Here is a 19,410-nt window from a genome sequence, read left to right on the forward strand (position 1 = left end):
AGTCAATTCCTAATAGTCTTTTAGTTTGTTTCGGATATTTTTGAATGTATTCCCAAGTGTAGTTTTTCATGGCTTTTTTTGATTTACTATTTGTTTTATTATATCCTATTATTGTGATTTAATTAAATTATGGAGAGGTCTATTTATTCAGCAAACCCTAAATAGAAACATGGACTAAAAATAAACCCCACTCAACTGGCTAATTGAAGGGGCATTGTATTTTTCATGAGCAATTTAGCTTACTTTTGTGGTTTCTTTTTCGGCTGATTTGGATGGCTTCAGTTTGCGTTTGAGGGTTGAACCTACTCCCAGAGTACCGAGGACTCCAAGACCAAAGAGGGAGGCGGGTTCAGGTACTTGTTGTGCTGTTTGTGCTGTCCCAAAAGTTACGGGTAAAGATACTGAAGCTACAACCCTGGAGAAACCAGGTGAAACGGTTGAACCTTCAAGATTCACAAGCTGACCAGTCAAGACGTCACGGAAAGTACCGATTTCATACCTCCTGTTGCCGAACGGATTTCCTGAGTTCTGAAACCTTACTGTGGCCTGGTCAAGACCAGAAACGTTACCAGAAACGTTTGCATTAAAAGTTAACGTTGAAGATGTGGCATTAACAAAAAATTGCCCTGTTCCGATGATAGAGCCACTAGGAATGACGACAGTATCTAAAGTAAAAGGAGTACCATTAACTGTCAAGGTAAGGTTAACGTTGGTAAAGGGATTGGGAGTACCAGTTGAATTGATAGTATAGCTACCTATTGGCACATCTACGGTTCCCACCAAAGAAGCGTTATTACCTGATTCACTCCAACTGCGGTTAACGGTATAGGTAATAGCCTTTGCTGCCACAGGAGTGAGCATAGCAGCGAGAGAAGTTGCGCCAGCTAAAGCTAGGGTGGGAATTAATCGGTTTTTAATCATCTTGATTGAGCAAACGGGTGAATAGAGGCAACTATCGTCTTCCTTGCAGCTTGGTCAAGCAACAGCCTAACCCAAGACAACAGGCAGACGAAAGAGATAATACACATTCCCCCCCCCACAAATGTATCAAAAACTACAATTTAATAATTCTTTACATTCTTCTCCCCGACTAGCGACTCATACTAAATCCGTTGAGTATAGGCTACATATCAGGACAGGCAAAAGTGGTAATAGATAATCAGTGTTTAATAACCGGATTTAGTATTAAGACTTGTTCTAAGCTTAACCTGCTTTTTGCCTTACTCAAATTGGCCAAGTAAAAGACTCATTTCGTTAACAACATTCTCACTTGCCTTTAACGCTTCTTTTCTAATTGCTTGAATTTCGGTCATACTTTTTGCGATTCTCTGCTGTTCAGATTGGGGTGGAATAGGCACTAAAACTTTTAACAAATCATCCCCTAAAATAGTAGGAATGGCATGACCTGTCATGTACCTTTTAATCTGACGCAAAAAAAAGTCTGTTCGCATATATACTAATAAAAACAAAGGCTCGACTCCCTGAATATTTCTTAATACTGAAAATCCATTTGAGCAAATTGCTCCGTCTTCATCTTCCGTGATTAGGGCTGTTGCTTGGCGTGGACTTCCCGTACTTGCTCCTGAAATTGCTGTAATAATATCGCCTTTGTACAATCTATAAGTTGCGCGAGATGGGGCCTCGTGTGCCTTAATTATTTGTTGGGAAACAACTTGCATTGTACGGTAATCAACATCGGAAATAGCGATATATCTAATTTCACTATCCCTAGCTAAACGAAAATCAGCCGCATCTCTCAAAATATCGGCAATTTCACCTAAAGGTTTCGCCCCAATAGATTTTAGATGTTCTAATAATTTTTGGTCATTGGGTAAATAATGTTCGGCATCCAGTCTCGAATTGAGCAGGGTATTCTTAACTGTATAAATACAATCGCTGTTTTGTGCAAATTCCCCATTGATAAATGACCTAAAAGAGTGAGAAATATCATCTATATCATCGTCAACTATTGGCAAACCTGATTTTTTTCGGGCTATAACTCCCGACTCGTCGCGCTTATATATTGTTTGTCTTTTAACGTCATAGCCTATTTTTTTGATTTGTGCCATAAAACAAGAATCATTGTCTGCTGGTAATTTTTGAACTACTAAAAGTGATGTCTTGATTCCAGTGCCGTAGGGTACAAAGGCTTCTGGCGGTATGGAAACAACACCTAATATTTTTGTTTGGGAGCGCAACCAATACCGAATCGGTCCATTAGAGATATTTTGTAATAAACCATCGGGCAGAATAATCGCCATGCGCCCACCTGCGCGCAATAATTTTATAGATTTCTCAATAAATAAAATATCGGGCGACTGACCCGCTAAAACGGTTGGGGAAACTTGCCAACTATTGGACGCTGATTTATGCCATTTCCGGGCAAGAAGATATGATTGAAGAATTTTCTGGTCTTCTACTTTTCCTTTATTTCCGAAAGGAGGATTGGTCAAGATAACATCAAAAGAATTATTTAATTTTTCATCTTCGATAAGCGCATTAGTGCAGATAATTTCTGAACCTGTGCCACCTTCAAAAACTAAACGAATCATTCCCGAAAGGGCGACATCAGGATTAAATTCAATTCCTGTAATACTTTCTTGCACAAAACTTGCTATATTGAACTCTGGATTATTTTGTCGAACATGGTTTATTGCTTGAATTAAAAAACCACCACTTCCGCAAGCAGGATCTATAATTTTTTCGTTTGGTTTGGGGTCTATCATTTCAACCGCAAGACGGACAATTGGGTGAGGGGTAAAAAATTCTCCCCTATCTCCACGCTGGTGTCTATTTACAAAAGTCTGAAAGGCTTCCCCTTTTATATCGCCAGATGTTTTAGTTAAATTAATGTACTGTAACCTGCCTACAATATAAGCAAGAGTCAAAGGTTTTAACTTGAATGCGTCATCGGTGAAAAATCCCCGATAATGATTCTTGATGGAGCTAAATAATTGACTGAGACGCGACATAAATTCATCGGACTTATTGGCGACGATGGCTTTATATTCACTTGCTGTAACGCCAAAATTTACAGATTGCTTGTCAGATTTTTCATCATGAAGTTTGATGATGATTAGTTTAACCATCTCGTGAAAAATCTTGTCTTTGAGCATTCCTTCGTTGGCGTAAATATAATTATGGCACTCTTCAAAAACTGCGGAAAGATTGTTAGAAGGTCGTAATTCCTGAATTTGCGGGAGTTTTTCAGGTAACAGGCTATCTTCGGAAAATAACAATCCTTGCTCTTTCATTTACTGCGCTTGATTTGACCGTTTCCCCTTGCGGGTTGTTGAATAGATAGACTATTTTTAGCCTCGACTGCATTCCTAGCAAACCAGTCTTTTAGTGGACAGAGATCATCGCCATCTTGATTAAACAAGAACTTGCTCCTATACTCTAATTGTAGAATATAAATTAGAGGATGTCAAGAGATAAAAAATTCAGTTTAATGTTAACCAAAGTGAGTAAAAAAAGCTGAGAGATTGTTGATGACAGAAATTCGGAGCATCTTTCAAATTGACAAGGCCTATTGTTCAGCCTTTTGATCAGGTGAGTGCCACCCACCTGACTCATTTTAGCTAAACATTAAAACGGAATAGTAAGACATCACCCTCTTGAACAATGTATTCCTTGCCTTCACTTCTGACTAAACCTTTTTCTTTAGCAGCGCTCATCGTGCGACTATTAACTAAATCCTGATAAGACACGGTTTCTGCACGAATAAAACCCCGTTCAAAATCCGAGTGAATAACTCCAGCTGCTTGAGGTGCTTTCATGCCAGAAATAATCGTCCATGCGCGGGTTTCTTGGGGACCGGTGGTGAGATAGGTACGCAGTCCTAATAACTCGTAGGTAGCTTTAATTAAAGATTTTAATCCCCCTTCTTCTACTCCTAAAGAACCGAGAAAATCTTTTCTTTCTTCCTCCGACAATTCCACTAATTCCGATTCTACTTGAGCAGAAACGATCACAACTTTTGCCTGTTCCTGTTGGGCAATTTTACGGACACTTTCTACCCAATCATTACCCGTGGCCAGATCATCTTCGCTAACATTAGCGGCATAAATAATCGGTTTACGACTCAATAAACCGAGATTTTTAATTAATTCTTCTTCCTCTTTGCTTAAATCCACTTTTCGCGCCGAAATACCGTCATTAAGACAAATTAGGATTTTTTCAAGGATAGCCAATTCTTCGGCGGCTTCCTTGCTATTTTTCGCCTGTTTGCGTAAACGTTCCACCCGCTTCTCCACCTGTCCCAAATCCGCTAGAGCTAACTCTAGATTAATCACCTCGATATCCCGGGCCGGATCCACAGAACCGGAAACATGAATAATATCATCATTATCAAAACAGCGCACCACATGAACGATCGCGTCCACTTCCCGGATATTAGCCAAAAATTGATTACCCAATCCTTCCCCGCGACTCGCACCCTTGACTAATCCGGCAATATCGACAAATTCAATCCGCGTCGGCACGATTTTCTCAGAATTAGAGATTTTAGCCAAAACCTCCAGACGTTCATCGGGGACGGATACCACACCCACATTCGGTTCAATGGTACAAAAAGGGAAATTAGCGGCCTCGGCCTTGGCATTAGCCACCAGAGCGTTAAATAGGGTCGATTTCCCCACATTTGGCAGTCCCACGATTCCAGCTTTTAACATAAAAATTGCTTGATAAACATCATCCCGACCTCTCACTATATCAGGCTGCCCCTCGTTTTTGTGAATCCGGTTGATGAGAAAGACTCTCGATAGTTAACAGCTTAGTTAACATTTATTCAAGTTCCTTAACTAAAAGTAGGCGAGACTTTACAAGAGATTGCGAGAATGGGATGTAATGCTTGAGACTGAGTTAGGGTGAAAAGTAAGAAAGAATACACTTGTGGCACTGGGCAAAATTATGGCAAGACAGGCCTTTCGCTTCTAACTACGTCCTGAGAGTAATTTTCAGTGCTATGACAGTATATTTCCTAGGGCGATCGAGTGTAAATATCGTCCAATCGCCGCAACCAATCACTAAATCATTGTTGGGGGTATCTGTATGAATCAAAGTATCGGAGCAAACACGCGTAATGTGGCCCTTGTCGGCCCCTACTCCAGTGGAAAAACCTCCTTACTGGAAAGTTTACTTTTCGTAACAGGAGCGATCACCAGAAAAGGTAAAATTAGCGATCGCAACACCGTCGGTGATAGTTCCACGCAAGCGCGGGATCGACAGATGAGTGTAGAAGTTTCCATTGCCCATAGTCAATACCAAGACCTAAATTTTACCTTTCTCGATTGCCCCGGTTCGATCGAATTTGCCAGTGAAACCTATAATGCCCTCGTCGGGGCCGGTGCTGCTATTATCGTTTGTGAACCGGTGGTCGATCGAGTTCTCACCCTGGCTCCCTTGCTAAAATTCCTCGATGATTGGGAAATTCCGCATCTAATCTTCATCAACAAGATGGATCGCTGTAATAGTCACTTTAACGAAGTCCTACAAGCTCTCAAATCCGTTTCTAGTCGTCCCCTCGTTCCCCAACAATATCCTATCCGTCAGAACAACGAAATTATCGGATTTATCGATTTAATCAACGAACAGGCTTATCATTACCATGCTAACAGTCCCGCCGATCCTGTAGCTTTACCCGACCACCTCAAGGAAGAAGAACAGATTGCTCGACAAGAAATGCTGGAAACGATCGCCGAATTTGATGATCATCTTTTAGAAGAACTCCTCGAAGATATTAACCCCTCCCGGGAAGAAATTCTCCAAGACTTAAAACAAGAACTGGGAGCCGATCAGATAGTACCCGTGTTCTTCGGTATGGCGGAACGGGACTATGGTGTGCGTCATCTCCTCACCGCTTTAGTGGAAGAAGCGCCGGCCCCGACAATTACCGCCAATCGTCGCGGTCTCGATCCGGGTACCGATGGAGATGCAGTGGTACAAATCCTCAAAACCTATTTTACTCCCCAGGGCGGTCGCCTCTCCCTAGGGCGAATCTGGCAGGGAACCCTTAGCGATGGCATGGCCTTAAACGGTGTGCGGATTGGTGGTATCTATCGTCTCATGGGACAACAACAGCAACCCCTACAGCAGGCCCAAGCGGGGGAAATTGTCGCTCTCGGTCGTTTGGAGGGAATCGCCACCGGAGATGTGGTTAGTAGCGGCAGTCAAAAACCCGATCTTCCCAAAGGATTACAGCTTAAACCCGTCTTTGCCTTGGCCATTGCCGCCGCCAATCGCAAGGATGAAGTGAAATTAAGTTCAGCTTTGACAAAACTGCTCGAAGAAGATCCTTCCCTCTACTGGGAACAACACGGTGATACTAAAGAAGTGATTCTCTGGGGACAGGGAGAAATTCATCTGCAAGTGGCCCTCGATCGCCTAGCACGCAAGTATAATCTACCGATGACCACCCATTTACCCCAAGTTCCCTACAAGGAAACGATCAAAACCAGCACCAAATCCCACGGACGTTATAAACACCAAACCGGCGGTCACGGTGCTTTTGGTGATGTGTACCTCGATATTAAACCCCTGGCCCGGGGGGAAGGTTTCCACTTCCATGAAAGCATTGTCGGTGGTGTTGTCCCCAAACAGTATATCCCCGGGGTGGAAACGGGAGTGCGGGAATATCTCGGTCATGGTCCTTTGGGTTTCCCCGTGGTCGATATCGATGTTACTCTCACCGATGGTTCCTATCACAGTGTCGATAGTTCCGAACAAGCTTTTAAACAAGCGGCCCGTCTAGCGATGACGGAAGGACTGCCTAAATGTCATCCGGTCTTATTAGAACCAATTCTATCGGTGACGGTTCTCGCTCCCTCAGAATACACCGCCAAGGTTTTACAGTTAATCAGTGGTAAACGCGGTCAAATTCAGGGTTTTGAAGCTTCTGAGGAGTGGAAAGGTTGGGATCAGGTGACGGCCTATCTCCCCCAAGCAGAAATGCACGATTTGATCGTTGAATTGCGTTCTCTGACTATGGGTGTCGGTTTCTTCCAGTGGGATGAGGATCACCTGCAAGAAGTGCCGGATAAACTGCGCGATGCGGTTTTAGCTATGCAGGGTAATGGTAACAAGTAAAGTCTTCTTGGCTGTCAGTAAGGTAGAGCGATAAATTAGCAAGAGATGGGCTTTTATTGGCTCATCTCTCCCTTTTCTGGCAAAAAATGACAGAAGGGTTCCATAAGATTATCCTAGTGCTATACTGCCCCAAATTAGTCCAGGAATTCTCAACCTAGAGGGGTTAGAATCTTCTAGGGAAGGGATGAATCAATGGACGATAATCCAAGGAGTGGAAATGGGCAGACCCAGCAGTTTACAATTAAAGTTTCAGAAAAACAACTGGTCAATTACGGAAGTTTCTGTGGGTGGTGCATCAGTTCTAGTCTGCCAAGGCAAGATGATAATTGCCGATGGGGAAACAAAAAGCGATATAAAAAGGTCATTGTGAGAGCGGTTGCCGAAGTTGGTAAAAAGGAGATGAACAATGTTAAAACATTAAGACCTGCAAGGATCAATCTCGGTTTTGTGGGATGGATGAGAATGAACTTGACAGGGTATATCGAAAAATATAAAATTTCTTGAGGGATAACCAAGAAAAAATACGGCAGTTATCTTAATGACGAGGCCGTAGGCGAAACGAGTTTATACCTTGTTTTTCAGAGAAACCCTGTCAAAATCAATGAAATGTCTATAGCTAAAGCCTATTAAAATTAATCATTATGCTCACCTCTTATCAGGAACTACAAAAAAAACTTAGTTTGTCGTTACAAGACTTAAATAGTTTTGCCGACAAATTCCAAGAAAGTTATGATATTATAGTATCTTCAAACGAAATCAATGAGAATCACGGTGTCGGGGTTCTTTTAAAGAGAATTTTCCCTGATACCAGTGGGATAGTCTCCCTACGAACCACTAATCTCTACGGAGGGGAGCAGGACTTTGGAGTCCAGAATTTCTGTCTAGATGTGCGCGGTTGTTCCTACGGGGAAATTTTAGTAAAAATTCAAAATTTATTTGTTTATTTAAAACCGAAAAGAGTCTTAGTAATTCCCTACTTTATCGAAGATTTTTATGTAGCCATAGCGATTAAATCTCTCTTTCAAGTCCCCATTTGTACCTACCTGATGGATGATCAAAACATCTATATCAGGGCTGTGCCCGATGGGATTGTTAGGCAATTAATCGATAATAGTGATCTAGTTTTGGGTATTTCTAAGCCCCTGTGCCAAGCCTATAGTAAAAAATACGAAAGAAAAATTTGGTTTGTACCGCCCCTAGTAGAAAGTTATTTAATGCCCCCAGAAATTACCGTCCCCGATTCTATGGCAAGAGGGATTTTGATCGGTAATATATGGTCTCAGACTTGGTTAGAAAATCTCAGACAATTATGTCGAGAATCCCAGATAAAATTAGATTGGTATGGCAATCCTAATCGTCAATGGGTGCAATTCCAAGAACCAGAGTTAGAACAAGATGGTATCTTCTTTAAAGGTTACTGCAGCCAAGATGCTCTCATCTACTACTTACGTCAAGCCCCTTTTGCAATCGTTCCCACCGCCAGTTCTGAAAACGAGCAAGAGCGGCCTGAATTCGCCTGTTTGAGTTTGCCTTCCCGTATTCCCTTTATTACCGCCGTTGCTAATACTCCGATCATTATTGTTGGCCGTGAAGATAGTGCCGCCGCTCAGTTCGTCAAAGAATTCGACCTAGGAACTGTCTGTGATTATAAAGCTCAAAGCTTATTAACAGAAATAGAGAAACTGCAAATAGAAAGCAATCAACTGCGGTTCCGTTATTCCAGTCAAAAATTAGCCAAAAGCTTAAAAGCCGATCATTTTGATGATTGGCTCTGGAGATCGTTAGAACAGGGAAAACCCATCGATAATCGCTTTGAACAATTCGAGAAAAATAGCCTTAAGTGCAGTGTGATCGTCACCGCTAGTGAAGTCAATCAAAGTCACGGGACAGGAGCCTTGGTCAGAAGAATCTTTCCCGATGATAGCGAGATTATTTCCATCCGTTCCGATAATCACTATGGTGGTGAACAACAATTCGGGGTCTTAAGCTTCCACCTTGACCATAAGAAAATGTCGCGACCGGCGATATTTCAATCAATTCTCCAAACTCTCGGACACCATCAAGTCCAAAAAGTTTTTTGTGTCCCCTACTATGCCAGCGATATTCTGACATCGATCGCTATTAAGGAATTATTTAATGTTCCCCTTGCCACCTACATCATGGACGATCAGAATATCTGCGTTCAGGAGATTCCCGATGCTTTGATGAAAGAGTTTTTAAGCAAATGTTCCCTTCGTTTTGCCACCCATCCCGAACTCCGCGACGCTTACGAAAATAAGTACGGCTACAAATTTTGGCTCCTACCGGCGATCGTTCCCCACCGTCTCATTAATAGTGAAGTTGCCGAAGTTTCTCCCCAACGCTGTCAAGAAAAATGGGGAGCTTTATTAGGGAGCATTTGGAGTCCCCAATGGTTCCAATCTCTTTTAGAGAGTATTCAAGGAGCAGGAGTTAAACTAGATTGGTATGGCAATTCTAACTATTATTGGCTCAAAGAATCTGCCGCAGAATTAGAAAAATGGGGACTTTATAGCCAAGGACTCTATCCCGAAGAAAAACTAGCACAACAACTACAAGCATATCCCTTTGTTATTGTTCCCACGGGAACCATGGACGAAAGAGATGATCGGACAGAATTGTCTCGCCTTAGTTTACCCGGCCGGATTATTTTTAACCTCGCCACCGCTAACACCCCGGTAATTCTTTTAGGCAGTAATAAAACCTCGGCGGCTAACTTTATTAATCGCTTTCAAATCGGTGTGGTTTGTGATTATACACCCGAAAGTTTGGCCGCAGCCGTGGACTACGTTCTTAACCCAGAAAATCAGCAAAGAATGCGAGAAAATGCCGTTAAAGTAGCGGCAAAATTCTCCGATCGAGGGATCGATCAATGGGTGTGGCAGTCCCTAGAAAAAGAACAAGCAGCCGATGACAGATTTGAAGCAATTTTACCTCGATCGCCGATCGATGCCGTGACTTTTATTGAACCCCCCGTTCCCTCAATTATTTATAAAGATTATGCTCAAGTCTATCAAGTGATGCGACGTTTACGAGGGCAAAAATATCAGCCCGATTTTGTGGTTGATGTGGGAGCTTCCCACGGTATTTGGTCTCATACCGCTAGTCAATTATTCCCAGAAGCTCGCTTTATCCTCATCGATCCGCTAATCTCAAAATACGAGCAATTAGCCAGAAATTACTATATCTGTAATATTCCTAAAGCGGAATTACTAGAAATTGCCATCTCTAATCAAGCTGGTCAGTTAAGTTTTCAAGTTTCCCCCGATTTGTACGGTAGTTTCTTACTCACTCCCGCCGATTTTAGAAACTATGAAACGATTACAGTGGCAGTAAAAACCCTCGATCAGGTGGCGACAGATGAGGAAATTTCTGGCAGAGGAATATTAAAATTAGACGTGCAATGTGCCGAGCATATCGTCTTAGAAGGAGCCAAAGAATTTATCGCTCAGGTGGATTTAGTCGTTGCTGAACTCTCCTTTATTCGCTATGATCAGGACGCTCTCGTTTTCAATGAAATGCTTAATCTTTTGGATCAGCTTGGTTTCCGTTATTATGACGAAACCGGCGAATGGAGATCCCCCATTGATGGCACACTCCTCCAAAAGGAAGTGGTCTTTATTCGTCAAGATTTGTTAGTTCCCGAAACTAGCCGCAAAATTGAAAAGTCTCCCAGTCAAGCTTAAGACAATTTACCCAATCACTAGCCAAAATGATCAAACAATTATTAGCCAAAAATAAAATAGTTCAGCGAGTTAAAGCAGTCAAAGATTTATTTCTAGAAAAACTTGATTCACTCAATCATGTCCAACTTGAACAAATCCAAAAACTTGAGAAACTTAATCAGCTTGATCCCTTAGATTTTAAGGTTGAGCAACTCAATAACTCCACGGAGCAAATCCGACAAGAAAATGCAGAAACCAAGCGAAAGGCTGATTTATCACTGGAAAATCAAGCTTTTTTGCTCAAGTTTTCCGTTGATCTCGTTCAAGGCATTCAACAATTTAACCAAGATTCTCAACAACAACAGCAAGCTATTTATCAGGCTATTGAAAGAATTTATCAAGATTCTCAACAACAACAGCAAGCTATTTATCAAACTTTTCAAGCATTTCAAGAGGAAACTCGAGAACGTTTCCAACTTAATCAACAACTGTTAAGTAAAGTTTATGAGGATATTCATAATTATAAATTTAAGGTTGTCACTAATCAATCAAATTTTCAAGGGATTGAAGTTGAATTGATGTGTTATTTATACTCCTATCTTCCCTATCCTTCTGCCTTAGATATTGGAGCCAATCAGGGGGATGTAACAGAACGACTATTGCAAACAGGCTATGAAGTTTATGCCTTTGAACCGTTTTTACCCGTTGTGGAAAAATTAAAAAATCGTCTATCTAATTTCTCTAATCTTCGCATTTTTCCTTTAGCATTAGGAGCGATAAATGAGGAGAGGGAGCTTCACCTAGTCGGGGATCAAAATCTAGTTAATGACCCCAATAGTCAACCCCTTTATCCTGACGCTGACTATACTCTACTGAGCAGTATTAACATCCATTCGTTACCAGAAGGAATGGTTTTTACAGAAACAGTCCCTATTACGGTGACAACTCTGGAAACCTTACATCAGCAACAGCAGGTTCCCTCGGAAGTTGGTTTGGTAAAAATTGATACCGAAGGTTTTGATTTAGAAGTGATAAGAGGTATGGGTGACTATCGTTATCCTGTGGTAGTTGCGGAATTTTGGGATGAAAAGTTTCCTTTTGGTGAGTTTGGGGTGGACAACCGCTTACCGAATCTTGTCGAAGCAATGAAATTACGCGGCTATCGTTGGTTTATTGTAATTTATCGAGTATTTCCTAATAATGAGGTGAGTTTTTATTGTAATCACTTAATATCCGTTGGTAGTTCATGGGGAAATGTTTTCTTTTTTCAGGAGCATTCTGTTTTTAGTGAAGCACTTAAATGGTGTTCCTGTGTCATGCCCGCAACTTATTTCTCTAATGCTTATTAAAATCTTGGATAAATATTGAGTTGTTTACGGAATAACTAATAGGTGAGTAATGATTATGAAAAAAAATATATCTTTAACCAGTGAAATTTTGATTCTCGTCGGTTTGGGAATTGCTTTTTTGCTAGTAGGCATATTCTTGGGTTCTAGATTACACCCCGTCTGGATAGATGAAGTAGCATTTGCAGAACCAGCAGCTAATCTAGCTTTATACGGCAGTTTTACCTCGGCTTCTTGGTGGCATCAAAATGCTCAAGAGTTCCATGCTGGCGTTTCTTTTCTTTATACAGTTTTGCTGGCCTTATGGATAAAAGTTTTGGGATTTAGTATTGAAAAAGTTAGGCTTTTTAATTATGTGTTAATGCTTCTTAGCATCACTGTAATCTGGTTATTCATCAAGAACTTGCCTTTAATTAAGTTTTCTTGGCTAAGAATCATCCTAGTGGTTAGTTGTCTTTTGCCAGCAGGAATTACCTTTATTTATACATCGGGAAGGTACGACACTTCCGGCATTTTCTTATCAGCACTGGTTTTGGGAGCTTTTTTAATAAAAGATGCTAAAATCCGATGGCTTACTATGACAATTATTGGATTTTTCTTTACCCTTTCTGGATTGTCAGCAGTGGCCTTTGCCATAATTTTTGGCGTTATCCTACTCCTTTTCAACTTTCAGCGATTTTGGCGGGAATTTGTCGCTCTAAGTGGGGGATTTATTTTAGGAATGTTATTTCTTTATGCACTTTACTCAACCAATGGTGTTTGGGATGATTTTGTTGGTATGACTTTGGGTCAGATTGCTGACAATGCCAACCGCAACAGAAGTGTCATTGATATAATATTTTCCAAAGTGAGCAAACTTTTTGACCCGAAAGATTATGTGTGTCGTGGCTGCTTGCATCCGTCTTTTCCCCCGCTGTCAGTACTGCTGCTCATCTTGATATTTTATGAACTATTGACCAAATCTTTCCGGTGGCGTTCTCCTTCCTTTTTTGCTTTGATCAGCGTTATTACCATACCAACTACTATGTGTTTTCTGGGGAAATATCCACTTTATTATAGTTGGATGTCGATGTTTCCCTTGATCATTTGTATTTGCTGGAGTTTTAATAATATTTTAGAAAAAAATACTGGCAAAATTCAGACAACAATTATTACTATAGCTTTTTTGGTTTTATTGTTTTATGCCAACTTACTAGGACTACCTTACCGAGCGCAAATTACCTTACAACAATGGGAAAATAATGACTATGCTAAAGTACAAAACTTTCTTGACAACAAAATCAATCAGGAGGATAACATTTATGCTGATTTTCAGGCATTCTACGCCCTCAAGTCTCGGTTTAAACGAGTTTATTTCCCCCTTTATAATGCTCAGATGACACCAGAGGATAGGGATAATCTTTCATTAATTGTTATTGATCCTAGGGACAGTGCTAGAGCGCCCTGGAATCCCGGATTAGCAGGAATTGTTGGCGACTCACTCCCCCAGTGGTACGATACGGGAGAACAGTTAGATACAGGCACTTATGGGATAAAATTGTACCGAAAAAGATAAACCGGCAGAAATTCAAGGGATATAAACTCTGAAAAACTGCTTGAACAGGCACTTAATTCGCCAATTCTTAAGGAGTTACAAGCAAAAGGATTTAGTCAAGAAGAGCTTTTATCAGTTTCCCATACCTTTGTAGCCATCAAGTAAAACTATTAAGAAAAATACAACGCTAAGTCGAACAAAAGAACTCATGAGTGAACTCGCTCCCCATAACCCATCTCTGAGGGCTGACTATCAAAAGCACCAGGACAATCTGGATGACTCCGTTCTTCAGTTAGACCGTCAAGCCTTTCAACGGTTAGCTAACTTAGGCTACCACCCCAGCATTGTCTTTGACATTGGTGCCTCTGACGGTGTTTGGTCTTTCTACATGAAACAAGTCTTGCCCCAGGCTAACTTTCACCTCTTTGAGCCACTGATTGATCACAGTCCTGACTATCGCCAGTTTATGGAGGAAACCTTAAGAATTTATCCGTCCTTCTCCTTGCACAAGTACGCACTGGGCGATCGCAATTGTCATCTGGCCATGACTGTCTTCGACAATATTTTAGCCAGCAGTTGTCTGGGCGTCACTCCTCCCGATCAAGAGACACGACTCGTCGAGGTTCCCATGCTAAGGTTGGATGAAGCAATGCAACAATTGAATCTACCCCAACCTCAGGTCATTAAAATTGATACTCAAGGTAACGAGTTAAGTATTTTGAAGGGAGCCACCCAGACCCTAGCCAAAGTGGACGTTCTTTTGCTAGAATGTTGGTTGTATCGTGGATATGGGCCAGAAACTCCTCTATTAACGGAAATTGCTAACTGGCTACTTCCCTTCAATTTCCGACTATGGGATGTTACTGAGCCTTATCGAAACCCAGAAGGGGTTTTGGCTTCTCTAGATTGTGTCTTTGTCCACACGAATGCCAGTTTTTCAAAAAATTGGTACTATTAAAGCCTTCTACTCCCTTGTTTCTGCGGGAACTAATCAGGTTCTGGAGGAGTCCTGGACAACCTAGATGCAAAATCAATTACCAGCTAAGCGATGAACTTTTAATCTTGATTAATGCCAGGTCTAGTAGAACTAAATGAACCAAGATCTTGACAAACCGAACGGTTCTTAGTTAGTCTTAGACTCGATAAACCTGATAACATATCTCTACTCTGATCACCGCCATGATGTGGTTACATAACCTCTGCTATTTGTCATCATGATGTAGTTATCCCCCTCTAAGTAAAACTTTTGGAGTTCAAAGAAAACTATGGCCCTTCTTTCTAGCAGTGCTTTAACCTTCCTCAATATTGCCTATTTTAAGGCTCCAGTCTCCCCCATTAGCTTCAATCAAGCTACCTATAATTGGGTAGAGGCTGTACAGGGATGGGCGGCTGCCGCTTCTGATCCCGCGACCTTCAACAGCGTGGGGAATGGGAATCCCCCCACCTACGGATATCTCATTTCTCCTAGTACAGGCAATGCTCAACAGTACGTTAAGGAGGTCTATCAGAATCTTTTTGGTTCTGCTCCCTCCGTAGAGCATCTCAATTATTGGACAAACTGGCTCACAAACTTCGGCAATCAGACCTATATTGGCAAAGACGGAACCAACTATGGCATTGCCAACTATAAGGCTTTAGTTGTCGCAGTTTATGAATATGCTACCGCAGACGAGGTTGCTGCCCTCAAAAACCGTCAAGAGGTTTCGCAGTACTTCAGCACCTCCATGCAGAATAATCCTTCGGGAAGCGTGCCTTCATTTAATACGGCCCAGTATAATGCTGGGTGGGCGAGTATTAGCACGGTTGATAAGACCGCCGCTAGCGTAACGCTGGCTAAAGCCAGTGTCGATCAGTTTGTAGCAACGACGGGTAGTGTGGGCAACAGTTTTGTGTTAACGCCCGATGTGGACATTAAGTCAGGAAACCAGTTCTTAGCCCCTCCCATAGCAGGCTCGGCAGGCGGTGTTCTGAATAGCTTTACTTCGGGTGATGCGTTAACGGGAACAGGAACTAATCCCACCTTGACCATTCTCTGGCAGCAGAATACGGCGGGTATTAACACTGTTCAGCCTAACCTGTTAAAGGATATCAGTACCTTGAATGCGACTCTAGTGGGCGAGGATCTGAAGGTTCTTTCCACCTTCGTTACGGGTCTGAAGACGGTCAATATCAATGACACCAGTGGTGATTTGACAATGACTAACCTCCAGTCGGCCCTGGAGACGATTTCTATCAGTCGTAGTTTTACCGGCTCTGATCACACCTTTACCATTGCCGATGCGGCTTTAGCGGGAACTGAAGATGCTCTAGCAATTAAGCTGAGTCAAGTTGTCCCTGGTGCTTTCCCTGGTTTTAATACTGTGCTTAAGGTAAGTAACCTTTCTGGGACGGGCGGCTACGAGAAAGTTTCCGTGAACAGCGCCGGTTTCGACAATACCATCGAAATGGCAGGGGTCGCAGGGCTGAAGTCCTTAACCATTACCGGTGATAAAGCTTTAACTCTTGCCGGTGGTACTACTTCCCTAGCGAATACGGTAACGCTAGTAGATGCGAGCGCGTTTAATGCGGATTTGACCGTGACACAAGTTACTCCCACTGGCAACTTAGAGTTTAAAGGCGGCTTAAAAAATGATACCTTTACCCTCAATGCGGCGGCGGGTAGTCACAAGCTATCGGGAGGGACTGGCAAAGACAATTTGACTGTTGCTGGTAATAATACGGTGGAGGTGTCTGGAGGAGACGATGATGATCGCATTACTTTCACTAACGGCTTCACTACAACCGATGTTGTTGCTGGTGGTGCTGGGGTTAATACCTTAGCATTTGCAACTCCTGCCAACGCAGAGGCGATCACTGCCGAAAATGCGAATATCACAGGTATTCAAACCTTAGCCTTAACCACGGCTGGGACTGGCAATGCAACCCTTCGGGCGGACTTGTTTGGCAATGATGTCAATACCGTTACTCTGCAAAATGGTACTGTTGCCGCTGGCGCATACACCATTCGTTATAACACCGGACAAAATACCCTTAACATTTGGGGTACTGCCGCAGCCAATGAAACTGGTTTATTAACGTTGGCAACTAACGGTACGGCAATCACCGACAAGGTTACAGTGAACTTAGTTGGCCGTCCCGGATTGGTTTCAAACGATGTCACGATTGGTGGTATTAAGCTCAACCCTGTGGATCCTGTGGATGGTACCACAAAACTCTTTACGGAAAGCTTGGTGATTAACTCTAGCGATGCGGCCACGGGTCATATTGTTGGGGGCATCATCTTCAACGAGGAACCAACCGTAACCGAGACAGTCACCGTGACAGGGAATTCAGGTCTGAGTGTTGGTGCCATCACAGCAGATAAAGTGGACGCTTCGGCCCTAACCGGTACTACTGGTTTAACAATGACCGCTGTCATGGGGAATCTCGCCAATGGCGCGACGGTTCTTGGTTCTCTCACGGGCGTGAATACGTTACAGGGAACAACGAAAAATGATGAGATCACGGCAGGTGGAGCCGGCGACACCTTAATAGGAAATGCCGGAGCGGATAGCCTAACGGGCGGTGCAGGCGTTGACACCTTTGTGCAAACTCTTGGGGCGACTCTTGGGGCGGGTAGCGGTTTTACAAGTGCCAACCTAACCAATGGCGAGATTGCTCAGTTGACCCAGCCAGTTGCTCCTGCTCCCACTAATCCCCTCTCTGGCCCCGATATCGTTCAAGGCTTCCAAGCCACGGATCTGTTCCGAACAGGCTTTGCTGCCAACTATACCTTGTTATCGGGGGGTGTTGGTATTGCTGCGGGAAACAACTATGGTATCCGAGGGACTTATACTGCCAGTGGCACTGGTGCTGGTACTTTTACCGTCAATACTGGGGCAGGTAACGATCTGCTTGTGTTTACGGCAACGGGGGCAGGCTTGAACGTTGCTGCCAACTTAGGAACCAACTTAACTGTCCTTCAGGGGGGTGGCGCATTAGCCCTAACGGCAGCCAACTTCGTCCTCTAAATTTTATCCGCAGAGATTAGTTTTGTCTGTGTCTAATTTAGTCCGATTTGTATCGTGCCAAGGTTCTACCTTGGCACGATAAAAGGGAGGGTCTCCCTCCCTTCTCTGCTCCCCTAGTCCAGTCATAGTAGGGTTAATTCATCAATAAACTCTCATAGTAGGGTTAATTCATGAATTAACCCTACTCTTGATAAGGGGGGTGCCGATCCCCCCTTCCCCCCTTGATAAGGGGGGTGCCGATCCCCCCTTCCCCCCTTGATAAGGGGGGTGATAGCTTCAATTTCCTCGCGACTTTTCTGGGGGAAATCGCTTTAAGAGTTCCTGCTTAGAACAATGGAGAAGTAAAGGAGTAAATTCTTCTGGGGACAATTGTAAAATCCGGCTGATAATAGCTTGCAGTGGTGGGTCTAACTCACCAAAACGGACTCGGAGCAGGTTTTCCACCACCAGACGTTCCCCCTCTTGCAGACCCCGTTCTAAACCTTGTTCTTCTCCTTCGGCCAGTGCCTCTTGATAGACTCTCGTTTGTTTTAAATCACTTAGTCCAAACATAGCTTCAATTTCCTCGCGACTTTTCTGGGGGAATTTGTAAATGATGATACTTTCGATTAGGTCAATTAACTGCCGTTGACTGGACTGGTCGGTGATTTCTTCTCTGGTCCGCTCGATTAGGGTTTGAGCAGTCCTCACCGCTGCCGTTTCCGACTCTACTACTAATTTAATCACACCGATTCCTAAGGAGGGATGAGACCGGTGGGGCAATTCATCGAGATAAATGCGTCTAACGCTTGCTAAATTGAGGATTTCGCCAAAATGTAGCGATTGTTCCCGTTCCACCCCACGATGGGGATAAATGACGACAATTTGCCAGGGGTGGGGTGGTTGATATTGTTTTAAAAATAGGAACAATTCCGCAAAAAGTCGATAGTAGAGGGTGTCGTCCGCTTGGAACTGCACTTCCACTAGGTAGAGGGGTTGCTGACTATCCTCAACCAGAGGCATAAATAGGCCATCGAGACGGAAAGAGAGTTGTTTCACCTCTTGGGAGGTAAATTGATAGTTTGCTGCTCCCGGTTGCGGTTGTCCGATTAGGTCAAAGAAACTGTCGGGAAAACGTAGGAAGATTTGGTAAAAGAGACTGTCAGTTTTCACTTTAGATGTCGCTTCTAGGGTTTATTGGCAGTTGCCGAATTGATTTAAGAGTTCCTGCTTGGAACAATGTAGGAGTAAAGGAGTAAATTCTTCTGGGGACAATTGTAAAATCCGGCTGATAATAGCTTGCAGTGGTGGGTCTAACTCACCAAAACGGACTCGGAGCAGGTTTTCCACCACCAGACGTTTCCCCTCTTGCAGACCCCGTTCTAAACCCCGTTCTAGACCCCGTTCTAGACCCCGTTCTAGACCCCGTTCTAAACCCCGTTCTAGACCCCGTTCTAGACCCCGTTCTAGACCTTCTTGCAGACCACGTTCTAGACCTTGTTTTTCTCCTTCGGCCAGTGCCTCTTGATAGACTCTCGTTTGTTTTAAATCACTTAGTTCAAACATAGCTTCAATTTCCTCGCGACTTTTCTGGGGGAAGTAGTAGGGTTAATTCATGAATTAACCCTACCGGCTCTTCTAGGTTCTGTGTGATAAGTTTAACTTACATAGGATCGATCTTTGTGTCCTCTGTGTCTGGAGTGGTTCCCTCCACTCCCTCGCCAGCAGGACTGTATCTCAGAATACATTTTACCCACCAAATCCAAAAGAGC

General features: G+C 43.1%; 11 protein-coding genes and 1 pseudogene. 7 read left to right on the forward strand and 5 right to left on the reverse strand.

From position 1 onward, the window contains the following. Positions 1–234: 234 nt before the first annotated feature. The 3 genes from IM475_RS12005 to ychF form a co-directional block, all read right to left on the reverse strand. Positions 235–921: a PEP-CTERM sorting domain-containing protein gene (locus IM475_RS12005; protein ID WP_287727703.1), complete on the reverse strand. Its 687-nt coding sequence runs from the start codon at positions 919–921 to the stop codon at positions 235–237. 299 nt (positions 922–1,220) lie between these two features. Beyond that, on the reverse strand, positions 1,221–3,254 hold the full coding sequence (locus IM475_RS12010) for an N-6 DNA methylase (RefSeq protein ID WP_287727704.1): 2,034 nt from the start codon (positions 3,252–3,254) through the stop codon (positions 1,221–1,223). A 327-nt stretch (positions 3,255–3,581) separates the two neighbouring features. Then, positions 3,582–4,673 carry a redox-regulated ATPase YchF gene (ychF, locus tag IM475_RS12015; RefSeq protein WP_287727705.1) on the reverse strand — a complete coding sequence of 364 codons (1,092 nt, stop codon included), beginning with the start codon at positions 4,671–4,673 and terminating at the stop codon, positions 3,582–3,584. A 379-nt stretch (positions 4,674–5,052) separates the two neighbouring features. Between ychF and IM475_RS12020 the strand changes: the two genes are divergently transcribed. The 7 genes and pseudogenes from IM475_RS12020 to IM475_RS12050 all read left to right on the forward strand — a co-directional run bounded on the left by IM475_RS12020 (position 5,053) and on the right by IM475_RS12050 (position 17,659). Continuing rightward, a complete protein-coding gene (locus IM475_RS12020) occupies positions 5,053–7,086 on the forward strand; it encodes an elongation factor G (RefSeq protein WP_287727706.1) in 2,034 nt (677 codons plus the stop codon). A gap of 154 nt (positions 7,087–7,240) precedes the next feature. Beyond that, positions 7,241–7,456 (forward strand): annotated as a pseudogene (locus IM475_RS12025) (PhzF family phenazine biosynthesis protein); the annotation flags it as partial. Between the two features lie 271 nt (positions 7,457–7,727). Continuing rightward, entirely contained in the window at positions 7,728–10,790 is a 3,063-nt protein-coding gene (locus IM475_RS12030) for an FkbM family methyltransferase (RefSeq protein ID WP_287727707.1), read from the forward strand. 26 nt (positions 10,791–10,816) lie between these two features. Beyond that, positions 10,817–12,118 (forward strand): FkbM family methyltransferase, encoded by a 1,302-nt coding sequence (locus IM475_RS12035; RefSeq protein WP_287657555.1) that lies wholly within the window; start codon positions 10,817–10,819, stop codon positions 12,116–12,118. Between the two features lie 55 nt (positions 12,119–12,173). After that, positions 12,174–13,670, forward strand: coding sequence for a glycosyltransferase family protein (locus IM475_RS12040; protein ID WP_287657553.1), 1,497 nt, complete (start codon positions 12,174–12,176; stop codon positions 13,668–13,670). Between the two features lie 187 nt (positions 13,671–13,857). Next, complete coding sequence (locus IM475_RS12045; RefSeq protein ID WP_287657551.1) at positions 13,858–14,607, forward strand: FkbM family methyltransferase; 750 nt, start codon at positions 13,858–13,860, stop codon at positions 14,605–14,607. Between the two features lie 307 nt (positions 14,608–14,914). Continuing rightward, complete coding sequence (locus tag IM475_RS12050) at positions 14,915–17,659, forward strand: beta strand repeat-containing protein (protein ID WP_287727708.1); 2,745 nt, start codon at positions 14,915–14,917, stop codon at positions 17,657–17,659. Between the two features lie 276 nt (positions 17,660–17,935). Here the strand turns inward: IM475_RS12050 and IM475_RS12055 are convergent, their stop codons facing one another. Both IM475_RS12055 and IM475_RS12060 read right to left on the reverse strand, forming a co-directional pair. After that, positions 17,936–18,811 (reverse strand): Rpn family recombination-promoting nuclease/putative transposase, encoded by an 876-nt coding sequence (locus IM475_RS12055; RefSeq protein WP_287727709.1) that lies wholly within the window; start codon positions 18,809–18,811, stop codon positions 17,936–17,938. A 21-nt stretch (positions 18,812–18,832) separates the two neighbouring features. Next, the gene (locus IM475_RS12060; RefSeq protein ID WP_110545540.1) at positions 18,833–19,204 is read right to left on the reverse strand and encodes a FliH/SctL family protein; all 372 of its coding nucleotides are present in this window, start codon (positions 19,202–19,204) and stop codon (positions 18,833–18,835) included. Positions 19,205–19,410 lie beyond the last annotated feature (206 nt).

Origin of the sequence: Microcystis sp. M061S2 (assembly GCF_020245605.1) — a bacterium.
In the GTDB taxonomy this organism is placed as follows: domain Bacteria; phylum Cyanobacteriota; class Cyanobacteriia; order Cyanobacteriales; family Microcystaceae; genus Microcystis.